This window comes from Actinomadura litoris (genome assembly GCF_009733595.1).
Classification (GTDB): Bacteria; Actinomycetota; Actinomycetes; order Streptosporangiales; family Streptosporangiaceae; genus Spirillospora; species Spirillospora litoris.
This window is the reverse complement of the sequence record NZ_WOFH01000001.1, coordinates 322,284-345,129: the sequence shown is the minus strand read 5'-3', so window position 1 is coordinate 345,129 and position 22,846 is coordinate 322,284. Positions and strand designations below refer to the sequence as shown.

The window sequence follows — 22,846 nt, the reverse complement described above, 5'->3', positions numbered from 1 at the left end:
TCAGGGGGCCGGCGCGGTGAACGTCAGGGCGCGCGCGGGGTTCTCCACCATGATCGCGTGCAGCGCGTCCTCGCCGACGCCGAGCCGCCGCAGCGCGGGCAGGAAGTGGTCGGGGATGTAGCTGTAGCCCTGCCCGCCGTACCGCTTGAGCTGGATCTTCTGGCAGACGTCGTGGCCGAGCACGATCTGCCCGGCGAAGCCCTCCGCGACGAGGTTCGCGATGCCGCGCGCGACCTTGTGGTCGCTCATCAGCACGAGATGCCCCCACGGGCTGCCCGGCGAGGTCAGGAAGTCGAACTCGATGAACACGCCCCGCGCGAGGATCCGCCGGGCGAAGTCCAGGTCGACGGCCATGTCCCCGGCGTGGCCGAAGACGACGTTCGCGGGGTCGACGCCCTCCTCGTCCAGGATGTCGAGGACGGCGAACTTCTCCTCGCCGACCCCGCCGACGTGGAAGGAGATCGGCGCGCCGGTGATCCGGCTCGCCCGGCCCGACGCCCGGACGCTCTTCAGCTCGTTCGGCGTCAGCGGCGCGGTCTCGGCGCCGATCTCACCGATGATCCCGGCCCGGATCCCGGTGCCGTCCGCGCCCTCGACGACGTCGCGGACGATGCCCTCGGCCAACTCCTCGACGGACCGGTCGTCCATGTCGAGCGGCTGGAACGTCGGGGTGTACCAGCCCGCGCCCATCACGATGTTGAGGTCGCTCGCCCGCGCCATCTTCAGCAGCGACTCCGGGTCGCGGCCGATCCCGAGGCTCGTGACCTCCACGATCGTGCCGCCGCCCGCGCGCCGGAACTCCCCGACCTCGGCGAGCATCTCCGCGAAGTCGGCGAGGACGTCGTTGTCGGCGTTGACGCCGCCGTGCCGCGTCCGGGCCAGGTTGGCCAGCGTCAGCGGCTCCAGCGCCTCGGGGGAGTCCTCGCCCGGACGCAGCGCGTGGGCCGGGCGGCGCAGGTCGAGGAAGATGTGCTCGTGCATGAGCGTCGGGCCGAGCGCCGACGGGTCGACCGGTCCCGCGACCGTGAGCACCTGGCCGGCGAGGTTGGGGATGGTCATCGGCGTTCCTCCGTGATCGTCAGCCAGCGCGCCGGGTTCGCCTCGGTCAGGGCGTGCACGAGCGCGTCGTCGGCGCCCTGGAACCGCAGGAAGGGGACGAACTGCTGGACGACGAACCCGTACCCGCCGCCGCCGAAGCCCTTCAGGTCGATCTTGCGGGACACGCCGGGGGACAGCAGCACCCGCTCGGCGTGGCCGCGCTCCGCCAGCGCGAGGACGGCGGCGGCGACGTCCTGGTCGTCCACCTCGGTGTAGACGTTCGTGAGCCGCCCGAGCCGGTCGAACTGGACGGACACGCCCCGCTCGGCCAGCGAGGCGAGGGCCTCGTGGTCGGTGGCGAACGCGTCGCAGGCGCCCACGGCCACGCGCGCCGGGTCCACCCCGTCGAGCAGGTCGAGGACGCGGTGCGTCGCCTCGTAGGTCGCGGCGCGGTCCAGCAGCACGGGCGCGCCCGTCTCGCGCGCGGCCTCCCCGACGGTCGCCGCCACGGCCCGGTGCGCCGCGCGGTCGGGGTCGAGCATCCCGATCCTGCCGATCACGCCCGCGCGGACGCCGTCCACCCCGTCCACGACCTCGCGGACGATCTCCTCCGCGACACCGCCGGAGGCGCCCATGACGACGTGCACGCCGGTGGCGCGGGCGAGCCGGGCGAGGGCCCGGGGGTCGCGGCCGCGGCCGGCGCCGGTCACGTCCACGACCGTCCCGCCGCCGAGCGCGGCGAAGTCGGCCAGCTCGGCGGCCGCGCCCTCCTCGGTCAGCCGCGCGTTGTCGCGGTTCGCGGCGCCCAGGCTGAGCGCGCCGAGCAGCCCGAGGCCGACCGGGGTCTCGTCGACGTCCCCGCCGTTCTCGCCGGCGGGCAGGTCGCTCACCACGTGGACGGAGGTGACGGTGTGCCCGAGGGCGTCCGGTGCGACCGGTCCGGTCACGGTCATGACCCGCCCCGCGCCGGGTGTGTCGGGCGCGCTCATCGAGACTCCACCGGTTCTCCTCGCTCCAGGAAACATGCCGTACGCGGCACCGAAACCGCGTCCCGCCTGCGTGAGCATAAACGGGCGGCCTCCCGGTCGCGCGGGCCGCCCCGCCCCGCGCGGCCCGCGCCGCCGGCCCGGAGGGCGTAGGCTCGGTTGTGGACAAGGGGTTCTCGACGCGGGCGGCCAAGCCCGTTTCCCCCTGGTTCGCCACTACGCGGCCTCCTGAAGGGTCCGGATCGGTCCGGCACCCATGACGCCTCGACACCATCTCGGCCGGACGCGGGCGACCCCGCCCGCGCCATGGCGTCCGAACCCGGCGGCCCCGTACTCCGGATCGGAGACACCAGCATGACCAGCGCCGACCGTCCCGCACCCCCCACCGGGCTGAGCCGCGAGCGCCGCCCGGGAGCCACCGTCGTCGCCCTCCGCGGCGAACTTGACATGGCCACCGCGCCAGCGCTGCGGGAGGCCCTGCGGATCGCCCTGCGCGACCCGGGCGCCCTCGTCGTCATCGACCTCGCGGACGTGACCTTCTGCGACGCCTCCGGCCTCGCCCTGCTCGTCGGCACGCGGCGGCGGACGGAGCGCGAGGGCGCCGCCGTCGTGCTCGCCGCCCCCCGCCCGCACCTCGCGAGGCTGCTGGAGATCAGCGGTCTCGACCGGTACTTCAGCGTGCACCGCACCGTCGAGGCGGCCGGGCTCGCCGGGCCCGGCGGCGGATCGGCCGCGGCCTGAACCCGCCGGGGACCGGGACGCCGCACGAGGCGGCCCGGCCGGACGACGAGGCCCGGCACGGCGACGCCCGGCGCGAGGAGGCCAGGCACGACGAGGCTGGGCACGGCGAGGCTGGGCACGGCCCCGTGCCCCCGCCCGCGACGCCGCGGGACGGCGCGGGGCCCGCGGGCGTGCCGCCGATCACCTGGCGGCCGGCGCGGGCCCCGCGGCCCGCCGAGGAAGGGCACCGGCTCGCGGCGTCGTTCGACCTCATGGCCGCGATCCTGGGCGGCGCCGAGCCCGCGGAGGCGCTCGGCCTGGTCGCCGAGCACGCCCGCGCCATGGCCCGCGCGCCGCTGGCGTTCGTCGCGCTGCCCGCCGAGGACGGCGGCAACACGCTGCGGATCGAGGTCGCGGTCGGCGCCGGCGGTGACCGGCTGCGCGGGCTGACCGTCCGGCGCGGCCGGTCGATGATCGGACGCGTGTTCAGCTCACGGCGGGCCCTCTCGTCGCGGGTCGCCGTCGACCAGGGGCTCAGCGAGCTTCCGCCGGGCCCCATCCTCATGCTCCCGCTGGAGACGGGCGAGGCGACCCGCGGGGTGCTGGCCGTCGTCGACCGGCCCGGCGCGTCGCCGTTCACGACGGCCGTGGCGCGGGACCTGATGCTCTTCGCCGACATGTCGGCGCGCCTGATCGAGCTCGCGGAGGAACGCCGCGCGACCGGGCTCGCCCCGGCGCCCGGGACGTTCTCCTGAGCGCGCGGCGCGGTACCGGCGGCCGGGACCTCCGAACGGGGAAGGGCCCGGCCTCAGAGCGGGAAGAGCTTCGCGTACGGCGCCGGGATCCGGACCTTGCGGGTGCCGAAGTCGACGAAGACGGCGTCGCGCTCGACCTCGACCACGCGGCCGAGGCCGTACTTGTCGTGGGTCACGCGGTCCTCCACGGCGAACTCCTTGGCGGGCGGAGCCGGTGGCGGTGGCTTGAAGGGACTGGTGGGCAGGTGTCGCCGCTGCGCGGCTCGCGGGGGTCTCATCAGCGCTAGTATGCGCCCGTCCGGACCCTGACGGGGCCCCGATCGGTGACCGCTTGGCGAATTCGTTGCGTCCGAGGCGTCCCGGCGGCACTTCCATGACGCTCCGGCGGTGGGGGCCCGGGGTCATGTGGTAGTGTCCGGGACGTTGCGGTTCCCATAGACATTTGTGTGCGCCTGCTGGTTCCACCTCAGGCGCATTTTTGTTGTTCGGATCTTCCGGATGGGCCATCGCGGCGTCCGCGGGCCCACAGGGTGTGGGACCCGGACTGAGCCAAAAGGAGATCACCATGGCCACCGGCACCGTCAAGTGGTTCAACGCCGAAAAGGGCTTCGGCTTCATCGAGCAGGACGGCGGAGGCGCCGACGTCTTCGCCCACTACTCCAACATCGCGGCGCAGGGCTTCCGCGAGCTCCAGGAAGGCCAGAAGGTGTCGTTCGACGTCACCCAGGGCCAGAAGGGCCTCCAGGCGGAGAACATCGTCCCCGCCTGACACCCTGCACGGCACGGCGCGGGCGGGCCCTCGGCCCGTCCGCGCCGTTCCCGCGCCCATCGTCTCCCGGTTCGTTCTTGAGATTTCTTCGCCCGGCCCTCCGGCCGGTCCCGCGCAGCGGAGCACTCCTCGACACGCGCCATCACTGAGGAAGGTTCCATGCCCCGAAGCGCCACCCGCGCCCGCCGTCCCGTCCTGCCCCCGGTCTCGTCCTTCGCCGAGCTCGAACTGCCGCCCGCCCTGCTGGCGGCGCTGACCCGCGAGGGCGTCACCGACCCGTTCCCGATCCAGGCGGCGACGCTCCCGAACGCCCTCGCCGGACGGGACGTCCTCGGCCGCGGCCGCACCGGCTCCGGCAAGACCCTCGCGTTCGGGCTCGCCACGCTCGCCCGCCTCGACGGCCGGCGCGCCGCGCCCCGGCGCCCGCTCGCGCTGGTGCTCGTCCCGACCCGGGAGCTCGCGCAGCAGGTCACCACCGCGCTCACCCCGTACGCGGACGCGCTGCGGCAGCGCCTCGTCACCGTCGTCGGCGGGCTGGGGATCGGGCGGCAGGCCGCCGCGCTCGAACGCGGCGCCGACGTCCTGGTCGCCACGCCCGGCCGCCTCGCCGACCTGATCGAGCGCGGCGACTGCCATCTCGGCGACGTGGCGGTCACCGTGCTGGACGAGGCCGACCAGATGACCGACATGGGCTTCCTGCCGCAGGTCACCCGGCTCCTCGACCAGACCCCGCCCGGCGGGCAGCGGATGCTGTTCTCCGCGACGCTCGACCGGAACGTCGACACGCTCGTCCGCCGCTTCCTGGACGACCCGGTGACGCACTCGGTCGACCCCTCCGCGGGCGCGGTCACGACGATGGAGCACCACCTGCTGCACGTCGTCGACACCGACAAGCTGGAGACCACCGCGCACATCGCCGCCCGCGACGGCCGCGTGATCATGTTCGTGGGCAAGAAGCACGGCGCCGACCGGCTCGTCCGCAAGCTGCGGTCCCGGGGCGTGCTCGCCGCCGCGCTGCACGGCGGCAAGACCCAGTCGCAGCGCAACCGCACGCTGGAGGGCTTCCGGACGGGCGACGTCGCCGTCCTGGTCGCCACCAACGTCGCCGCGCGCGGCATCCACATCGACGACCTCGACCTCGTCGTCAACGTCGACCCGCCCGCCGACCACAAGGACTACCTGCACCGGGGCGGCCGCACCGCCCGCGCCGGCGCGTCCGGGACGGTCGTCACGCTCGTCCTGCCCGACCAGCGCCGCGAGGTGGACGCGATGATGTCCGCCGCGGGGATCGCGCCGCGCACGACCCGCGTCCGGCCCGGCGACGCCGAGCTGGCCCGGATCACCGGCGCCCGGACCCCGTCGGGCACGCCCGTCCCCGCGCCCGCGCGCCCCGCCGCCAAGCAGGCCGCCAAGCCCGCGGGCAAGGCCCCGGCCAAGGCCCCGGCCAAGGCCCCGGCCAAGGCCGCCGCCGCCGCGCCGGCGGGCCAGGCGCGGCGCCCGCGCCGCCGCAAGCCCCGCCGCGGCGCGTCGTCCCACAACACCTGATTTCCGCGAGAACGGCACCCCGCCACCGGCGGGGTGCCGTCGCATGTCCATTGACATGGTGCAGAATGTATGGTTCATTCTGAATGATTGTCCGAGCGATGTCTCCGCCCGTGCGGCCGGAGCGGAGGTGGCGACCGTCCCATGGGTGAACAACCGCTGAGCTGCCCGTTCTTTCTCGCGGTGGGCCTGAACACCCGTCCGGACGAGCCCGAGGGTATGAAGCGGGCGCTCGCCGACTTCTACGACGAGGTCCACCTGCGCGAGGTCGTCACCCTCAACGAGGGGTTCGTCAGCGCCGCGCGGTACGAGCTGACCGACTCCGGTGGCGCGGGCGACGCCGTCCCGTACTGGCTCGCGGTCTACGGCATCGACGGCGAGGAGTCGGCGCGCCGCTTCCTCGCCCGCCTGGACGGTCCCGAGGACCAGCGCGTCACCTACACGCCGGGGCCGCCCTGGGAGCGCATCGCGGTCGTGTGGCGGATGATCTGGCGGAACACCGGCTCGACCGGGGCGGACGACCTCGTCCCGGGCCGCATCGCCATGATCGGGATGGACCCGGCGGCCGACGCGTCGCCCGCCGAGGTCGCGGAGTTCGACGACTTCTACACGCGGACGCACCTCCCGGAGATCGTCGCCGGGTTCGGCTACGACCGGGGGAGCCGCTTCCAGCTCTGGCACGAGTTCCGGCACCCCGCGCCCGGCTGCCCCGCGTACAACGCGGTCTACGAGGCCGAGGACGCGCGGGCGCCCGCGCCGCCGGCGGGGGTCTCCCTCACGCCGGGGCCGCGCGCCTGGGAGGAGCGCCAGGTGCGGTGGCGGGTCAAGTACAAGCGAATGGGCTAGAAAGCGGGATTGGGGTGGTGGCGTGCTTTCGGCGACGCTCGATGTCGGCCGTATGAGGGTGACGCATATCAGTGACGGGGTCGCGCAGCGGTCCAGCCGGTACTGGTTCCATGGCGTCGACCCGTCGGAGTGGATGCCGGAGGTGGGCGTCTCCGACCCGGACACGCCGTTCACGGTGAACTTCGGCGGTTTCCTCATCACCGGCGACGGTCATGTGACGCTCGTCGACACCGGCTGGGGCCACCGCGCCGGCGAGATCCCGGGCATGGCGGGCGCGGGCGAGCTGCCCGCGACGCTGGCGAGGCTCGGGGTCGAGCCCGGCGACGTCGACCGGATCGTCCAGACCCACCTGCACGCCGACCACTGCGGCTGGCTGGTGAAGGACGACGAGGGCACGCTGACGTTCCCGAACGCGACCGTCTACGTGCACGAGCGCGAGGTCGACTACTGGACGAGCGACGAGGTCGACCAGATCCCGGTGAACCGCGAGTTCGCGACCAAGGCGCGCCCCCGCCTGCGGGCCGTCACCGGCGCCGGGCGCCTGCACGCCTACGACGGCGAGCTGCCGCTGTCCGACGAGGTCACCATCCTGCCCACGCCCGGCCACACCCCGGGGCACGTGTCGGTGATGGTGGCCTCCGGCGGCGCGACCGCGCTGCTGGTCGGCGACCTGGCGCATCACCCCGTCCACCTGGAGCACCACTGCTGGCTGCCGAGGGTCGACCACGACCCCGTCCAGTCGCTGCGCAGCCGGGAGCGGATCACCGCGCTCGCCGCCGACCGGGGCGCGACGATCCTCGCGCCGCACTTCCCCATCCCCACCGCCGTCGACCTCGACCGCGACGCCGCGGGCGCGCTGCGCACCGCCGTCCGCACCGACCTTGGGAGCGCCTCGTGACCACGCCCGGACCCCGCATCCCGCCGCTGCCCGTCGAGGAGTACCAGGCGCTCGAACGCGAGCTGTTCGGCGACGCCGCGTTCACCGGAACCATGCACGTCGGCCGGACGTGGGCGCACAACCCTGGCCTGATGAAGGCGCAGCGCCCGCTCCAGGAGTACCTGCTGAACGCCTCGTCGCTGCCCGGCCGCGACCGCGAGCTGGCGATCCTGCGGATCGTCTGGCGGCGCGGGTCGGAGTACGCCTTCGGCCAGCACGTCCGCATGGGACGCGCCGCCGGGCTCACCGACGCCGAGATCGAACGCGTCCCGCACGGCCCGGACGCCGACGGCTGGACGGCGTTCCAGAAGGTCCTGCTCCAGGCGGTGGACGAACTGCACGACGCGGGCCGCCTCTCCGACGACACCTGGCAGGCGCTCGCCCGCCGCTACGAGGACGCCCAGCTCATCGACCTGATCGCGGTCGTCGGCCGATACTGGGCGGTCGCGGTGATGCTGAACTCCGTCGGCGTCCAACCCGAGCCCGGCCTCCCCGGCTTCCCCGCCGACGCCCCCCAGACCTAGCCCGCCCCGCACGCCCCTGACCGGCTGCAACGCGCCGCACGAAGACCCACCGCCCGCACGGACGCACCCCTGACCGGCTGGAGCACGCCGCACGAAGACCCACCGTTCGCGCGCACGCGCGCCTGACCGGTTGGAACGCGCCCGCACGGAGAGCCTGGCGCTCGCGCGGACACATACCTGACCGGCTGGAGCGCGCCACAAGAGACCTCAGCGCTCACGCGAACCCACCCCTGACCGGCTGGAGCGCGCCGCACGAAGACTCACCGTTCGCGGCACGCGCGCCTGACCGGTTGGAACGCGCCGCATGGAGAGCCTGGCGCTCGCGCGGACGCGTGCCTGGCCGGGTGGAGCGCGCCGCATGGAGAGCCTGACGCTCACGCGGATGCACCCGTGACCGGCTGGAACGCGCCGCACAGGGACCTCAGCCGTCGCGCGGGCGCGTAGCTGAGCGGTGGGGCCGACGCCGGAGGCGAGGCCCCACCGCGAAGATCGCGAAGCGATGCCGCGCCCGCCAAAGGCGCGGTCAAGGGGGCGAGCCGCCAGGCGAGCCCCCTTGGGCCGTGACTTCATGAACAACGCCTACCGGCCGGCCGTCCCTCTCGGTCACGCTGCTCGGGAGGGGTGTGGAGGCCGGCCGGTAGGACGTTCAGTGTCGCGCTCCAGCGGCGGGAGCGCCTCCTCCGTTGGTCGTGGTAATGGCCTCGCCGAGCGGCGGGCCGTAGATCTGCTTGCCGAGCCACTGCCCGCCGTCGGCCGTGAGGACCTCACCGGTGATGTAGGACGCGCGGTCGCTGAGCAGGAACCCGGTGAGGTCCCCGATCTCGGGCGGTACCGCGAACCGGCCCATCGGCACCGAGGCGAGGACGCGCGCGCGGTCCTCCGGGGTGGCCCACAGGGCGCCGCCCGCGCCGTCGGTCTCGGTCGGGCCGGGGGCGACGCAGTTGAGCCGGATGCCGTGCCGCGCCCACTCGACGGCGAGCGTCCGCGTCATCGACACGACGCCCGCCTTGGCGGCGGCGCTGTGCACGGTGCCGGGATGGCCCGTCCACGCGTAGGTCGCGATCACGCTGACGACCGCCCCCGGGGTGCCCGCCTCGATCATCGCGCGGGCCACCGCCGACGTGCAGTTCCACGTCCCGTTGAGGACGATGTCGACGACGGCGCGCCAGCCGTTGGGGGACAGGCTCTCGGCGGGTGTGACGAAGTTCCCGGCGGCGTTGTTGACGAGCCCGTCGATCCGTCCGAACCGGTCGAGGCCCGCCGCGACGCCCGCCCCCACGGCGTCGGGGTCGCGGACGTCGGCGGGGAACGCCAGGGCGTGCCCGCCCTGGCGCTCCACCTCGGCGGCGACCGACTCCAGCGGCTCCTTCCGGCGCCCGAGCACGGTCACGGACGCGCCGAGCCGGGCGAGGTGGAGCGCGGTGGCCGCGCCGATGCCGCTGCCGCCCCCGGTGACGAGGTAGGCACGGCCTGCCAGTGATTCCACAGAAGTTTCTCCTCAGGACTTCGCGAACTGCTGGAACCGCTTCAGGACGGCGTCGCGGTTCTTCCCCCACCACTCGCTGTTCTGGAGGAACTGGACCTCCAGGTTCGCCGGGTGTGACGGGAGCGTCTTGGCGAACTCCTTGTCCATCAGCGCGAGCGCCTTGGAGTTCGCGGGACCGTTCGGGTACTTGCTCCAGATCGTCGCCTGCACCTGCGGCCGGACGGAGTACTCGATCAGCTTGAAGGCGTTCTCCTTGTTCGGCGCGCCCTTGGGCACCGACCAGCTCGCCAGCTCGAACATGCCGCCGTTGTAGGTGAAGTCGAGCGGCGCGCCCTTGGTCTTCAGCTCGCCGACCCGTCCGGAGAAGATGCTGGTGGCGCCGACCTGCTTGCTGACGAGCATCTGGCCGGGCTGGGCGCCCGACACCCACCACTGCGGCACGTGGCCCTTGAGCCGGTCGAGGCTGCGGAACGCGCGGTCGACGTCGATCGGGTACACCGACTTCGGGTCGACGCCGTCGCCGAGCACGGCGAACTCCATGTCCGGCGGGACGCCGTTGTCGGCGCCGCGCAGCGACCTGCGGCCGGGGAACTTCTGGGTGTCCCAGAAGTCGCGCCAGCCGGTCAGCCGCTTCCCGGCCCCGATCACCGAGGTGTTCCAGGCCAGCACGACCGAGAACAGGTAGTAGGTGACCCAGTTCTTGTCGACGTAGGACGGGTCGATGCCGGGGATGTTGAGCAGGTTGTCGGGCAGCGTCTCGAAGTACTCGCGCCCGATCGGCAGCACGGTGCCGGGGCCGCCCGCGATGAGGTCCCACTCGATGTTGCCGGTGTCGACCATTCCCTTGATCTTGGCGCCGGTCGGCGGCCCGGACACCACGACCTCGATGCCGGTCTCCTTGCTGAACGGCTCGAAGATGTACTTCTTCTCGGCCTCGACGAGCGCGCCGCCCCAGTCGGCGACCACGACGCGCTTGCCGCCCCCGCCGCCGGAGCCGCCGCAGGCGCCGAGCACGGGCGCCGCCGCGAGGCTGCCCGCCAGCAGCGCGCCGCCCTTCAGGACGCCGCGGCGCGAGAGTGAGGGTGAGTTGCCGGTGATCTTCATGGCTGATCCTTCGTGGGGTGGGCGGCGGGTGTCGACCTCGTGGTGAGTGGGCGGGCGGTGGGTCAGGAGAACATGCCGCGCTTCAGGAGCTGCCGGGCGAGGATGATGCGCTGGATCTCGGAGGTGCCCTCCCAGATCCGCTCGATCCGCGCGTTGCGGTAGGCGCGCTCGACGTAGGTCTCGTTCATGTAGCCGGTGCCGCCGAAGATCTGCAGGACGCGGTCGGCGACCCGGCCGAGCGCCTCGCTGGCGAACAGCTTGGCCGCCGACGCCCGAGCGTGGACGATCTTGGGCGCCTCGCCCTGGTCGGCCGCCCACGCCGCGTTGTAGGTCATCAGCCGGGCGGCGTGCAGGTCGGTGGCGCAGTCGGCGATCATGAACTGGATCGCCTGGTAGTCGGCGATCGGACGGCCGAACTGCACCCGCTGCTTGGCCCACTCGACGCCGTCGTCGATGAGCCGGGCCATCGGGCCGAGGCAGCGCGCGGCGGTCATGATCCGTCCGCTGCTGAGCCCGCCGTGCGCGATGCCGAAGCCGCGCCCCGGCTCGCCGAGCACGTTCCCCTCCGGGACGGCGCAGTCGTCGAACACCAGCTCCGCCTGCCGGTAGCCGCGGTGGCCCATCGTCTTGTGGAGCTGCCCGACACCGAACCCGGGCGTGCCCTTCTCGACGAGGAACGCGGTGATCCGGTCCTGCTCGCGGTCGGGGTGGGTGAGCGCGAAGACGATCGCGAAGTCGGCCGAGTCGCCGTGGCTGATGAAGCGCTTGCGGCCGTTGATCACCCAGGATCCGTCGCGGAGTTCCGCGCGGGTGCTGATGCCCGCCGCGTCCGACCCGGTGTCGGGCTCGGTCAGCGCGAAGCACCACTGGATGTCGCCGCGCACGCACGGCAGCAGGAACCGCTCGCGCTGCTCGCCCTCGCAGGCCAGCAGGATGCCCGGGGTCGTCGGGACGACCTCGGCCAGCCCGCCGAGCGCGCGGAACAGCTCCTCGGTGACCAGCACCTGGCTGAGCACGTCCAGCCCGCCGCCGCCGACCTCCTCGGGCATGCCCATCGAGTTCAGGCCCATCGCGACGGCCCGCTCCCGGATCCGGTGCTCGACCTCCTCGGGCAGTCCGTCGTGCTCCTCCACGTAGTCCTCGTGCGGGATCAGCTCGGTCTCGGTGAACCTGCGGACGGCCTCGCGGAACTCCACGAGGTGGTCGGGAATCGCGAAGTCCATCAGTCCCGCCCTCCTTTCTCCTCCGGGCGGCGGACGACCAGCGCGTCGAGCGCGAGGCAGCCGTCCGGCCCGGCCAGCAGTGGGTTGACGTCGATCTCGGCGACCTCGGGCAGTTCGGCGAGCAGGCGGCCCACGGCGGCCGCCGCGTCCGCCAGCGCGTCGAGGTCGGCGGGGGGCGAGCCCCGGTAGCCGCGCAGCAGCGCGCCGGCCCGCAGCCGGCCCACCGCGTCGAGGACGTCGTCGCGGGTGAACGGCCACAGCAGCCCGGCCGAGTCGCCGAGCAGTTCGGTCAGCACGCCGCCCGCGCCGAGGACGACGAGGGAGCCGGCGGCGTCGTTGCGCCCGCCGACGATCAGTTCGGTGCCGGGCCCCGCCATCCGCTCGACGAGGACGCCGGGCGCGGGGCCGTCCCCGGGGGCGTCGACCGCCGCGGCGGCGCGCCGCATGACGCGGGCGAACGCCCCGCGCAGCGCGTCCTCGTCGCGCAGCCCGACCTCGACACCGCCGATGTCGGACTTGTGGGCGACGCCGGGCGCGTGGAGCTTGCACACGACGGGGTAGCCGACGCGGTCCGCGATCGCGGCGGCCGCGTCGGCGTCGGCGGCGACCCCGCCGGACGGCGACCCGATCCCGTACAGCGACAGCAGCTCCTTGGCCCGCGACTCCGACAGCGGGCAGTCCAGGAGCGCGGCGGCGCGGCGCCTGCGCTCGGGATCGGCGGGTGGCTCGTCCGGCCGTGCGATCGAAGGACGCGGCGCCCCCGCGAGCGCGATCGCCCGCAGCGCCGGACGCGCCCCCGCGAGCAGCGTGACGCCGTGCCGCCGCGCGAGCGCGATCAGCCCGGACGTGACGTCGGTGGTCGTCGTCATCAGCACGACCGGCACGTCCAGCTCCGCCGCCGCCTCGCCCGCGCCGATCACCATCTCGGGCCAGCCGATCTCGTCCAGCGGCTCGGAGTGGGTGGGGGCGTCGCCCGCGAACGCGACGACGTCCACGTCGGGGGAGGCGCCCATGGCGAGCGCGGCCGTCCGGTACATGGCCTGGTCGCCCCAGGCGTTGGCGCCGAGGTCGAGCGGGTTGCGCACCGCCATGTAGGGCGGCAGCGCGGCGGCCAGCCGGTCGCGCGCGGCCCGGTCGAGGTCCGCGAGCGCGACGCCGGTCGCGTCGGCGAGGTCGGCGACCAGGCCGCACTCCCCGCCGGAGCTGGCGTAGACGCCGACGCTCCGGCCGCGCGGGCGGCGCGGCGCGGCCAGCAGCGAGCTGAGCGCGATCATCTCGTCCAGGTCGTCGACGCGGTAGACGCCGGTCTGGCGGAACAGCGCGTCGTAGGAGGCGTCCCGCCCGGCGAGCGTGCCGGTGTGCGCGACCGTCGCGGCCTCGCCCACCGCCGACCGCCCGACCTTCAGCACGATGACCGCGACGTCGCGCGCGGCGGCCCGCTCGGCCAGGGCGCGGAACCGCGCCAGGTCGGCCAGGCCCTCCATCACCAGGCAGACGACGCGGACGCCGGGGTCGGTGAGGAAGTACTCCAGGCAGTCCGCGAGGTCGAGGACGGCCTGGTTGCCCGCCGACACCCCGTAGGCGACCGACGGGAGCCGCCCCGACAGCATCGTGGTCAGCGCCATGTTGCCGCTCTGCGCGGCGAGCGCGACGACGCCGTCGGCGTCCGCGTGCAGGAGCGGCAGCTCGATGCCCCACAGCGCGGCGCGGCCCCGGAAGCTCGCGACGCCCAGGCAGTTCGGCCCGATCAGCGGGAGGCGGCCGCCGGCGGCGGCGACCAGCTCGCGTTGCAGCCGCCGCCCGGCCTCGTCCCGCTCGCCGAACCCGGCGCCGAACACGACCATGGATCCCGCGCCGAGGTCGGCCGCCTGCGCCGCCAGCGCGGGGACGCCCGCCGCCGGGATCGCGGCGGCCACCGCGTCCGGCGCCTCGGGCAGGTCGGCGAGCGAGGGGTAGGCGCGCACCCCGTCCACCTCGGCATGGGACGGGTGGACGGCGTACAGCCGCCCGGCGAACCCGGCGCCGCGCGTGTTCCGCAGCGTCCGCAGCCCGTACCCGCCCTTGGGGGAGGCGCCGACGACGGCGATGCTCGCGGGGCGGAACAGCCGGTCGAGCCGGTGCCCCGCCACTACCTCCGACACGACCTCTGACATGGCCTCCGACATCGTCATCATCGCCCCACGAAGACCGGGCGGCGCTTCTCGATCGCGGCCTGGAGGCCCTCGACCTTGTCCTCGGTGTGCACGCAGATCCGCGCTCCCCGCGCCTCGTTGCGCAGCGCCTCCTCGATCCCGATCGTGTGCCCGAGCCGGATGTTCTGCTTGGCCTCGCCGATCGCCACCGTCGGCCCGGCCGCGAAGATCCGCGCCTGCTCCAGCGCGCGCTCCAGCAGCCTCTCGGGCGCCACGACCTCGCTGACGACGCCGATGCGCAGCGCCTCGTCCGCGTCGATGATCCGGCCGGTGTAGATCAGCTCGGCGGCGCGGGTCTCGCCGACGAGGCGGGGCAGCAGGTAGGAGCCGCCCGCGTCGGGGCAGATGCCGCGCTGGGCGTAGACCTGGCCGAACCGGGCGGCGGTCGAGCCGAACCGCATGTCGGCGGTCAGCGCGATGTCGAAGCCCGACCCGGCGGCGACGCCGTTCACCGCCGCGACCACCGGCTTGGGCAGCCAGTACAGGCGGGCGATCGTCCGGTGCATCTTCGCGGGCCAGGACTCCTCGTCGGCGTCGGACCGCGCCGCCCACTCCTTGACGTCCGCGCCCGAGCAGAAGCCGCGCCCCGCGCCCGTGATCACCAGCGCGCGGACGGCGGGGTCCTTGCCCGCCCGCATGACGACGCGGTCCAGCTCGTCGATGTCGGTGTTGGCGATCGCGTTGAGCCGTTCCGGGCGGTTCAGCGTGAGCACACCGACGTCGCCGTCCATGTGCCAGGTGCAGCACTTGAGTGCTGGGACTTCCATCACTTCGCCTTTCCGGTGCGAATCACGGCATGCTCGAACAGAGGTCGCGGCGGGGGAGTGTGCTCTCGGACGCCGGTGTCCCGGCGGGGGGTCAGTTGACGCGGGCGAGGAAGCGGCAGTCGCGCGCCGTCCAGCTCAGCCAGTGCGCCGAGCCGGCCGCGTAGTCGGCCTTGGCCGCCGACGGCACGATGACCTGCATCTCCGCGCCCTGCTCGGTGCGCAGGTGCACCTCGATCTGCGGGCCGAGGTAGACCTGCGCCGCGACCGTGCAGGCGACCGCGTTGCGCTCGGCCGTGTCGGGCCGGTCGGTACCGATCCGGATCCGCTCGGGACGGATCATGAACTCGCCGCCCGTCTCCGCCGAGCAGTCGTTCTCGGCGTCGACGAGGATCCGGCCCGCGATCCCCTCCACCTCCACGACCGTGTGCGCGCCCTGCTCGACCCGGGTCGCAGGGAGGCAGATCGACTGGCCGAGGAACCTCGCGACGAAGGAGTTGACGGGCTTCTCGTACAGCTCGTCCGGCGGCGCGGTCTGCTGGAGCACGCCCTGGTGCATGACGCCGATCCGGTCGGACAGCGCCAGCGCCTCGTCCTGGTCGTGGGTGACGTACAGGACGGTCGCGCCGATCCGCCGCTGGAGCGATTTGAGCTCCAGCCGCATGTGGTCGCGCAGGTTGCGGTCGAGGGCGCCGAGCGGCTCGTCCATCAGCAGGACGCTCGGGTCGAACACGAACGCCCGCGCGAGCGCCACCCGCTGCTGCTGCCCGCCCGAGAGCTGGCGCGGGTAGCGGTCGCGGAACGGCGTGAGCTGCGTCATCGCCAGCACGCGGTCCACGTGGCCCTGCGCCTCGGCCTTCTTCATCCGCCGCATCCGCAGCGGGAACGCGATGTTCTGCGCGACGGTCATGTGCGGGAACAGCGCGTAGTTCTGGAACACCAGCCCGATGTTGCGCTTCTCGGGCACCTCGTCGGTGACCGCGCGCCCCGCGAGGTAGACCTCGCCGGCGGTCGCCGACTCCAGGCCCGCGAGGATGCGCAGGCTCGTGGTCTTGCCCGAGCCGCTCGGCCCGAGCAGCGTGACGAACTCGCCCTTGCCGATCGCGAGGTCGAAGTCGTGCACGGCGGGCGCGTCCCCGTACCACTTGTGGACGCCGTCGAACACGACCTGCCCGGCCGTCTCCGCCCGGCGCTCCCCGGCGGGCCGCTCGTCGGTCATCTGCGCGCCGCGCCCGGCGCGTCCCTGCTCGGTCATCGGCGCTCCCGCCGTTCGCGGATGGTCTTGATCAGCTCGGAGAGGCAGAACAGCCCGACGCAGACGGCGATGAGGATCGTTCCGGCGACCGCGAGCGTGGGCGTCAGGTCGTAGCGCACGCTGTCCCACAGCTTGCGCGCGAGGGTGACCGAGTCGTTGCCGGCCACGAACAGGATGATGACCGCCTCGTCGAAGGCGATCACGAACGCGAACAGCGCGCCCGCCGAGATCGCCGAGGTCAGCGACGGCAGCGTGATCCGCAGCAGCGTCCGGGTCATGCCGGCGCCGAGCGTGCGCGCCGCGTTCTCCAGCTCGGGGTCGAACTGCTGGAGCGCGCTCGACACCGACACGAGGACGTAGGGGATGCCCATCACCGAGTAGGCGACCGCGACCATCTGCCACTGGCCGATCAGCTTGTAGTCGGCGAAGGTGAAGTAGTAGCTCATCGCCAGCACGATGATCGGGATCACCAGCGGCGAGTACAGCAGCGCGAACACCAGGCCCTTGCCCCGGCTGGTGCTGCGCGCCAGGCCCCAGGCGGCGACCGTGCCGACCACGGTCGCGATCACCGCCGCCAGCAGCGCGATCCGCGCGGACAGCAGCGTCGCCTCCACCCACGCCGAGTCGGCGAAGAACCGCCGGTAGTGGTGCAGCGACCAGCCCTCCAGCGGGAACGACAGGTAGTCGGCGCTGTTGAAGGACTCCAGGACGACGATGAGGATCGGGATCACCAGGAACGCGAACACCAGCGTGACCACGCCCAGCAGCGACCAGTGCAGCGCGCGCTCCATGGGCGTCGCGGGCAGGCGCCCGCGCCGCCGCGTCGGCGGCCTCGTCCTCGGGACGCCGGGCGCCTCGACCGTGCTCGCGGGAACGCTCACAGGGACACCAGCCCCTTCACCTTCGTGAGGCGGCGCACGACCAGCGTCAGCGCGGTCGCCAGCACCAGCAGCATGGTCGCGAGCGTCGCGGCCATCCCCCAGTCGAAGTTCACCTGGACGTTCTGCGCGATCACCACGGCGATCGTGCTCTGCTTCGGGCCGCCGACCAGCGCGGGCGTGACGTAGAAGCCGAGCCCGATGACGAACACGAGCATGCCGCTGCTGACGATCGCCGGGACCGCCAGCGGCAGGTACACCTGGACGAACGCCCGCACCGGGCCCGCGCCGAGGGACCGCGCCGCGCGCGGCAGCGACGCGTCGATCTGGTCGAGCGTGCCCTTGATGATCAGGATCGGGAACGGCAGCAGGATGTGGGTCATCGCGATGACCACCGCGCTCTCGCTGTAGAGCAGCCCCTGCGAGTCCCCGGTGAGCGGGTCGAGCACCTTGGTCACCAGCCCGTTGTCACCGAGGAGGACGATCCAGGCGAACGAGCGGACCAGGATGCTCGTCCAGAACGGAATGACCACGAGAAGGGACAGGAAGCGCGCTTTACGCGCGGACGTGCGGGCCAGGAAATAGGCCACCGGGAATCCGAGGACGACCGTGAGCACGGCCACTTCGAGTGACAGCCGAACGGTCACCCAGAGGACGTCCCAGATCGTCGAATCGGTCGCCGCCTCGGTGAAGTTCCCGAATCCCGCCTTCGGCTCGGTGACGCTTTTCATCAGCATCTTGCCGACCGGATAGGCGTACACGATCGCCATGAACGCGACCGGCAGTCCGAGCGCCATCGTGACGAAGGTCGGACGCCTGCCGCGCGCTCTCGGCGCGACCCGTCCGGGGGCGGGATCGCCGCCGGGGGGAAGCCTTGTGATGGTGGTGCGCGCCGTCATGATTTCACCGTCCCTCCGTTCCTGCGTGCACCCGGAACGGGCGACACGCGGTTCCGCTGGGGACCGGTGGCGCCGGTCCGCGCCGCATGTCGACACAGTCAACGTTTAAGGCCGCTCCATGTCATGAGGTCGCGCTCACAAAAGTCCCTCAGGGCACCTGTGCCGGTGACACAGTCCACAGGCGCGTTCACTGGACGGAAGGGCCCCGGTGAGGGCCCGGGTCGCGCCCGCAGGCCGTTGACGTGGGACGACATAGCGTGTTAGACCACCACGACCCGGGTCTTCGAGGCGATGCCGATCTTGCGGACCCGGTTCTGGGAGGGTGATCATGGCACCATCCGGCACGTCGCACGCCACCGCCGATCACATGACGGCGGTGTCGCGCGAGTTGAGTTCGGCGTCGACGGCTCTCGCGAACGAGTTCGTCCGCCAGTACGTCTCCACGACCGATTCCGGTTCGGTCGACCGCCAGGCGCCCGTCGAGGCGTTCGAGATGGCGGTGCACGTGATCGACCTGTGCGCGAACGGGCTGGTCGACCGTCCGCCGTCCGGCGGAACCCCACCCGGCGGGATGCCCGCCACCGGGCCGCCGTCCGGACGCGGCGCCCGCATGGCCCTCCAGGGCAAGCCGGTCGCCGAGGCCGTCGAGTGGCTGCGGCTGCTGGAGCGGGTCGTCACCGACCACGTCCTCGCCCACGCCACCGGCGGGATGGACGAGATCCGGGCCGTGCTCGGCAGGCTCGCGGAGCTGTTCGACGTCCTGTGCACGCGGGAGCTGGAGTCCTTCACCGCCACCTACAACGAGCTGGCCGGATGGCAGGCGCGGGTCAGCACCGACCTGCTGAGCTGCCTGATCGCCGGGCCCGTGGTGGACGCGAGCACGGTGAACGACCAGGCCAGGATGCTCAACATCAACCCGCACCAGCGGTTCCGCGCGGTCGCGGCCTACCACGACCCGGCGCCGACCTCGCAGCAGTGGGTGCGGGCCCGGCGGCGGATCATGGAGGTGCTGTGGCGGCACGACCCGCGCCGGGAGATCCTGCTGCGCGAGCGGCGCGGCCTGCTGCTGGCGCTGGTGCCGATCGAACGCGAGGGCCCCGGCCTGGTCGACCTGCTGACGACCATGCTGGACGGCGAGCCCGGCCGGGCGCTGTTCGTGTCGGCGGGCGAGCCGGGCCAGTCGCTGTCGGCCGCCGGGCACAGCTGCCGGCAGGCGCTGTCGGCCCTGGAGATCAGCATCTACCGGGACCAGCGCGGCCAGGTCACGCAGTGCACGGACGTGATCCTCGAAGTGCTGCTCGCGCACAACCGCTGGGTGTCCAAGCGGCTCATCGAGACCCGGATCGGGCAGCTCGTCGAGAAACCGCATCTGCTGGACACGCTGCGCGTCTATATCGCCTGCGATATGGCGTTGCAGCGCACCGCCGAGGAACTCGTCGTGCATCCGAACACGGTCGCCTACCGGCTGCGGCAGATCGCCACGCTCACCGGCCGGGATATGCGCCGGATCACCGACATCGGTGATCTCAACGTGGCGTTGATGGCCTTTGACGCGATCCAGATGAGGCGCGACCGGGAAGAGGCGCGGACGGATCTTCGCGCGCGGTTGTTCGCCTGACCGGCGGGCCGCCGGGCCGGGCCCCGTGCCGCACGCCCTGTGTCGCTCACCCTGTGCCGCTCACATAATGAGTGCCGGATTTCTTTGGTGGCCCGGCCCGAACAGGTCTTCGCCGTTTGATCCTAGGCTTCGAGACCAATCGCCCAGGACCTGGTGAGCGGAGCGTCATGGACCATCGTGCGGACACATACATCGACGGGCAATGGGTCGAGAACAATGGCGACGACGTCATCGCGGTCATCGACCCCTCGACCGGGCAGTGCGTCGCCACCGTCCGCGAGTCCTCCACCGACGACATGGACCGGGCCGTCGAGGCGGCCGGGCGGGCCCGCCCCGTCCTGCGGGCGATGCCGCCGGACGAGCGGGCCGCCCTCCTCGACCGCGTCGCGGGCGAGTTGGCGGCGCGGGAGGGCGGGCTCGCCGAGCTGATCTCCAGCGAGATGGGCATGCCGCGCAAGCACTGCCTCGGCTACCAGGTGCGGACCGCGATCGGAACGTTCCGCAACAGCGCGGCGGCGGCGCGCGGGATGGACTTCACCGAGCGGATCGGCGGGTCCACCGTGCTCCGCGAGCCGGTCGGCGTGGTGGCCGCGATGACCCCCTGGAACTTCCCGCTGCTCCAGACCGCCGCCAAGCTCGGCCCGGCGCTCGCGGCGGGCTGCCCGGTCGTGCTCAAGCCGAGCGAGATCACGCCGCTGGACGCCTACGTGCTGGCCGAGGCCGTGCACGCGGCGGGCGCGCCGCCCGGCGCGCTCAACCTGGTGTTCGGCAACGGCCTGCACGTCGGCGAGTACATGACCCGCCACCCCGGGGTGTCGATGGTGTCGCTGACCGGCTCGACCCGGGCGGGTCGCCGGGTCGCCGAGCTGGCCGCCGCGTCCATCAAGCGGGTGACGCTGGAGCTGGGCGGCAAGTCCGCCGCGATCGTGCTGCCGGACGGGGACCTGGAGGCGGCGGTCGAGCGCGTCGTCCGCACGGTCGCGATCAACACCGGGCAGACCTGCACCGCGCTGACCCGGCTGCTCGTCCCGTTCGAGTCGATGCCGGACGCCGAGGAGCTGGTCGCGGCGGCGCTCGCCGGGTACCGGGTCGGGCCGTCCGACGACCCGGACGCCGACGTCGGCCCGCTCGCCAGCGCGAGCCAGCGGCACCGCGTGACCGACCACATCGAACGCGCGCTCGTCGACGGCGCCCGCACGATCTGGGCCTACCCGGACGCGGAGCTGCCGCGCGCCGGGTTCTTCACCGGCCCGGCCGCGTTCGCCGTCTCCGACCCGCGCATCGTCCTCGCGCAGCAGGAGGTGTTCGGGCCGGTCCTCGCGGTGATCCCCTACGTCGGGGAGGACGAGGCGGTCGCGATCGCCAACGGCACCCCGTACGGGCTCGCGGGCGCGGTCTGGTCGCGCGACGAGGAGCACGCGCTGCGGGTCGCCGAGCGGATCGAGGCGGGCAGCATCGAGATCAACGGCGCCCCGTTCAACGGGCTCGCGCCGTTCGGCGGCCACAAGCAGTCGGGCTACGGCCGCGAGCTGGGCGCGCACGGCATCGCGCAGTTCACCGAGCTGAAGTCGATCCAGCGGCGCACGGCGGCGGCCCGATGAGCGCCCCGACGGGCGACAGGGCCCGCAACGGAGGGGACCTCGTCGCGGAGGCGCTGCTCGCGCTCGGCGTCGAGCACGTGTTCGGCGTGGCGAGCGTCCACAACCTGCCGATCCTGGACGCGATCCGCCGGCACAACGGCCCCCACCACGGCATCACGGTCGTGAACGTCCGCCACGAGCAGGGCGCCGTGCACGCGGCTGACGGCTACGCCCGCGTCACCGGACGGCTCGGCGTCGCGCTGGCCTCGACCGGCCCCGGCACGGCCAACACGATGGGCGGGCTGTTCGAGGCGCACTTCGCGGGGTCGCGGGTGCTGCTGATCACCGGGCAGATCGAGAGCCGCTTCTACGGCCGCGCCAAGGGCTACCTGCACGAGGCGGAGCAGCAGCTCACGATGCTGCGCACGCTCACCCGCGAGTCCTGGACGGTGCGCCGCGCCGAGGACATCGCCGACACGGTCGTCGCGGCCGGACGCGCGGCGGGGACGGGGGCGCCGCGCCCCACCGCCGTCGAGATCCCCGTCGACCTCCAGTACGCGTCCGTACCGGAGTCGCTGACGGTGCCGGGGCCCGCGCCGGACGTCCACCCGGTGCCGCCCGAGGACCGGCTGCGCGCGGCGGCCGACCTGCTCGCGGGGGCGCGGCGGCCGCTGATCTGGGCGGGCGGCGGCGTGCTGAGCGGCGGCGCCTGGCCGGAGTTGCGCCATCTCGTCGACCGGCTGGAGATCCCGGTGGTGACGTCCGTCCAGGGACGCGGCGCGCTGCCCGAGGACCACCCGCTCTGCCTCGGCGCGCTGGTCACGACACCGCCGCTGCGCGAGGTCGTGGAGAGCGCCGACGTCGTCCTCGCCGTGGGCGCGCGGTTCCAGATGTACACGACGGACGCGTGGCGCCTGTGCCTCACCGACAAGCTCATCCACGCCGACGCCGACACGAGCGTGTTCGGCCGGACCTACCCGCCCGCCGTCGCGCTGCACGGCGACGCCCGCGCGACCCTCCGCGCGCTGGACGAGCGGGTGGCCACCTGCGACGCCGCCGCCGACTGGGTCCCCGGCGCGCGCGAGGCCGCCGCGCGGGCGCGGGAGGCGTCGCTGGAGGCGCTCGGCCCCGACCACCGCGCGATCGTGGACGTCGTCCGGCGCGTGCTGCCGCGCACGGGCGTGGTCGTCCGGGACTCGACCGTGCCCGCCTACGCCTGGGGCGACCGGCTGCTGCCGATCCTGGCGGCGCGGACCTCGCTGCACCCCGCGTCCGCCGCGATCGGCCCCGGGCTGCCGCTCGGGATCGGCGCCGCGATCGGCAGCGGCGAGCGGACCGTCGTCATCCACGGCGACGGCGGCATCATGCTGTCGATCGGCGAGCTGTCGACGCTCGCGCAGGCGGACGCGCCGGTGACCGTCTGCGTGTTCAACGACCAGGGGTACGGGGTGCTGCGCGACGTCCAGCGCGCGACCTTCGACGGCGCCCGCAACGACGTCGACCTGCACACCCCCGACTTCGTCGCGCTCGCGGCGGCGATGGGCGTGCGCGGGGAGAAGGTCACCGACGTCGCGGGCTTCGACCGGGCGCTGACCCGCTCGGTCGCCGGATCGGGCCCGTATCTGATCGAGATCGACCTGACCGCGCTGGCGCCGATGAAACGCCGGATCGGCCGCCAGCGACTGCTGAGCTGAGCCTTCGCCCATGGTGCCGAACGGGAGACGAGCGAG

General features: G+C 73.5%; 21 protein-coding genes. 10 read left to right on the top strand and 11 right to left on the bottom strand.

Going from position 1 to position 22,846, the window contains the following annotated elements:
- Both GNZ18_RS01580 and GNZ18_RS01575 read right to left on the bottom strand, forming a co-directional pair.
- Positions 1-1,059, bottom strand: a complete 1,059-nt coding sequence (locus GNZ18_RS01580) for a phosphotriesterase family protein (protein WP_156214258.1) — start codon at positions 1,057-1,059, stop codon at positions 1-3.
- Positions 1,056-2,027, bottom strand: coding sequence for a phosphotriesterase family protein (locus tag GNZ18_RS01575; protein ID WP_173390598.1), 972 nt, complete (start codon positions 2,025-2,027; stop codon positions 1,056-1,058). The genes GNZ18_RS01580 and GNZ18_RS01575 overlap by 4 nt, the downstream gene beginning before the upstream one ends.
- A gap of 351 nt (positions 2,028-2,378) precedes the next feature.
- Here GNZ18_RS01575 and GNZ18_RS01570 point away from each other — a divergent pair, with 351 nt between their 5' ends.
- Together GNZ18_RS01570 and GNZ18_RS01565 are read left to right on the top strand one after the other, a co-directional pair.
- Positions 2,379-2,765 (top strand): STAS domain-containing protein, encoded by a 387-nt coding sequence (locus GNZ18_RS01570; RefSeq protein WP_156214256.1) that lies wholly within the window; start codon positions 2,379-2,381, stop codon positions 2,763-2,765.
- 125 nt (positions 2,766-2,890) lie between these two features.
- A complete protein-coding gene (locus GNZ18_RS01565) occupies positions 2,891-3,499 on the top strand; it encodes a GAF domain-containing protein (protein ID WP_156214255.1) in 609 nt (202 codons plus the stop codon).
- Between the two features lie 53 nt (positions 3,500-3,552).
- Here GNZ18_RS01565 and GNZ18_RS01560 read toward each other — a convergent pair whose 3' ends face one another.
- Complete coding sequence (locus tag GNZ18_RS01560) at positions 3,553-3,777, bottom strand: hypothetical protein (RefSeq protein ID WP_156214254.1); 225 nt, start codon at positions 3,775-3,777, stop codon at positions 3,553-3,555.
- A 287-nt stretch (positions 3,778-4,064) separates the two neighbouring features.
- Here GNZ18_RS01560 and GNZ18_RS01555 point away from each other — a divergent pair, with 287 nt between their 5' ends.
- The 5 genes from GNZ18_RS01555 (at position 4,065) to GNZ18_RS01535 (ending at position 8,117) form a co-directional block, all read left to right on the top strand.
- Positions 4,065-4,268 (top strand): cold-shock protein, encoded by a 204-nt coding sequence (locus GNZ18_RS01555; protein ID WP_067460243.1) that lies wholly within the window; start codon positions 4,065-4,067, stop codon positions 4,266-4,268.
- A gap of 159 nt (positions 4,269-4,427) precedes the next feature.
- Positions 4,428-5,813 (top strand): DEAD/DEAH box helicase, encoded by a 1,386-nt coding sequence (locus GNZ18_RS01550; RefSeq protein ID WP_156214253.1) that lies wholly within the window; start codon positions 4,428-4,430, stop codon positions 5,811-5,813.
- A gap of 141 nt (positions 5,814-5,954) precedes the next feature.
- Positions 5,955-6,656 carry a hypothetical protein gene (locus tag GNZ18_RS01545; protein ID WP_156214252.1) on the top strand — a complete coding sequence of 234 codons (702 nt, stop codon included), beginning with the start codon at positions 5,955-5,957 and terminating at the stop codon, positions 6,654-6,656.
- Between the two features lie 52 nt (positions 6,657-6,708).
- Positions 6,709-7,554: an MBL fold metallo-hydrolase gene (locus GNZ18_RS01540; protein WP_156214251.1), complete on the top strand. Its 846-nt coding sequence runs from the start codon at positions 6,709-6,711 to the stop codon at positions 7,552-7,554.
- Positions 7,551-8,117, top strand: coding sequence for a carboxymuconolactone decarboxylase family protein (locus tag GNZ18_RS01535; protein ID WP_156214250.1), 567 nt, complete (start codon positions 7,551-7,553; stop codon positions 8,115-8,117). Before GNZ18_RS01540 ends, GNZ18_RS01535 begins: the two co-directional genes overlap by 4 nt.
- A gap of 646 nt (positions 8,118-8,763) precedes the next feature.
- Here the strand turns inward: GNZ18_RS01535 and GNZ18_RS01530 are convergent.
- The 8 genes from GNZ18_RS01530 to GNZ18_RS01495 all read right to left on the bottom strand — a co-directional run bounded on the left by GNZ18_RS01530 (position 8,764) and on the right by GNZ18_RS01495 (position 17,918).
- The gene (locus GNZ18_RS01530; RefSeq protein WP_214616272.1) at positions 8,764-9,603 is read right to left on the bottom strand and encodes an SDR family oxidoreductase; all 840 of its coding nucleotides are present in this window, start codon (positions 9,601-9,603) and stop codon (positions 8,764-8,766) included.
- 12 nt (positions 9,604-9,615) lie between these two features.
- Positions 9,616-10,707: an ABC transporter substrate-binding protein gene (locus GNZ18_RS01525; protein ID WP_156214249.1), complete on the bottom strand. Its 1,092-nt coding sequence runs from the start codon at positions 10,705-10,707 to the stop codon at positions 9,616-9,618.
- 62 nt (positions 10,708-10,769) lie between these two features.
- Positions 10,770-11,930 (bottom strand): acyl-CoA dehydrogenase family protein, encoded by a 1,161-nt coding sequence (locus GNZ18_RS01520; RefSeq protein WP_156214248.1) that lies wholly within the window; start codon positions 11,928-11,930, stop codon positions 10,770-10,772.
- Positions 11,930-14,071 carry an acetate--CoA ligase family protein gene (locus tag GNZ18_RS01515; protein ID WP_173390597.1) on the bottom strand — a complete coding sequence of 714 codons (2,142 nt, stop codon included), beginning with the start codon at positions 14,069-14,071 and terminating at the stop codon, positions 11,930-11,932. The genes GNZ18_RS01520 and GNZ18_RS01515 overlap by 1 nt, the downstream gene beginning before the upstream one ends.
- Positions 14,072-14,100: 29 nt before the next feature.
- Positions 14,101-14,889: an enoyl-CoA hydratase/isomerase family protein gene (locus GNZ18_RS01510; RefSeq protein WP_156214246.1), complete on the bottom strand. Its 789-nt coding sequence runs from the start codon at positions 14,887-14,889 to the stop codon at positions 14,101-14,103.
- A 91-nt stretch (positions 14,890-14,980) separates the two neighbouring features.
- Positions 14,981-16,141, bottom strand: a complete 1,161-nt coding sequence (locus GNZ18_RS40675; protein WP_173390596.1) for an ABC transporter ATP-binding protein — start codon at positions 16,139-16,141, stop codon at positions 14,981-14,983.
- Positions 16,138-17,022 carry an ABC transporter permease gene (locus GNZ18_RS01500; protein ID WP_156214245.1) on the bottom strand — a complete coding sequence of 295 codons (885 nt, stop codon included), beginning with the start codon at positions 17,020-17,022 and terminating at the stop codon, positions 16,138-16,140. Before GNZ18_RS01500 ends, GNZ18_RS40675 begins: the two co-directional genes overlap by 4 nt.
- The gene (locus tag GNZ18_RS01495; RefSeq protein WP_156214244.1) at positions 17,019-17,918 is read right to left on the bottom strand and encodes an ABC transporter permease; all 900 of its coding nucleotides are present in this window, start codon (positions 17,916-17,918) and stop codon (positions 17,019-17,021) included. The genes GNZ18_RS01500 and GNZ18_RS01495 overlap by 4 nt, the downstream gene beginning before the upstream one ends.
- 328 nt (positions 17,919-18,246) lie before the next feature.
- Here GNZ18_RS01495 and GNZ18_RS01490 point away from each other — a divergent pair, with 328 nt between their 5' ends.
- From GNZ18_RS01490 to GNZ18_RS01480, 3 genes are all read left to right on the top strand, one after another.
- Positions 18,247-19,536 carry a PucR family transcriptional regulator gene (locus GNZ18_RS01490; RefSeq protein WP_156214243.1) on the top strand — a complete coding sequence of 430 codons (1,290 nt, stop codon included), beginning with the start codon at positions 18,247-18,249 and terminating at the stop codon, positions 19,534-19,536.
- 167 nt (positions 19,537-19,703) lie between these two features.
- On the top strand, positions 19,704-21,137 hold the full coding sequence (locus GNZ18_RS01485) for an aldehyde dehydrogenase family protein (RefSeq protein WP_156214242.1): 1,434 nt from the start codon (positions 19,704-19,706) through the stop codon (positions 21,135-21,137).
- Entirely contained in the window at positions 21,134-22,810 is a 1,677-nt protein-coding gene (locus GNZ18_RS01480) for a thiamine pyrophosphate-binding protein (protein ID WP_156214241.1), read from the top strand. The genes GNZ18_RS01485 and GNZ18_RS01480 overlap by 4 nt, the downstream gene beginning before the upstream one ends.
- The last annotated feature ends 36 nt before the right edge of the window (positions 22,811-22,846 follow it).